Source organism: Oleiphilus sp. HI0043 (genome assembly GCF_001634935.1).
Genome location: NZ_LWEY01001026.1, coordinates 1 through 284 on the forward strand (window position 1 = coordinate 1; position 284 = coordinate 284).

At 46.1% G+C, this 284-nt stretch carries 1 protein-coding gene; it reads right to left on the reverse strand.

Translation table 11 applies throughout. The features are described 5' to 3' along the window. Positions 1-284, reverse strand: a 284-nt coding sequence (locus A3729_RS10915; RefSeq protein ID WP_156497892.1) for a molybdopterin cofactor-binding domain-containing protein, incomplete at both ends; no start/stop codon positions are given.

Sequence of the window (284 nt, forward strand, 5' to 3'; positions counted from 1 at the left end):
CCTGTTTGCTGGTTTATAACTTGGCCATTTTTGGTGCTTAAACTTTGTTGATCAACCTCCCAAGTTTGGGCTGCTGCTTGTAGTAGCATGCCCCTGACACCTGCAGCCCCAGTTCGAAGAGGGAGCCATAGTGACTTGATTGAGCTACTTCCACTGGTTCGAAGTTGGGCATGCTTCGTGTCCGCGTCAGCCAGCTTGATTTCTATAGTTGACCATTCTAAATCTAATTCTTCCGCTATGATTGCGGGTATTGCATTAATGATTCCTTGCCCCATTTCGATTTT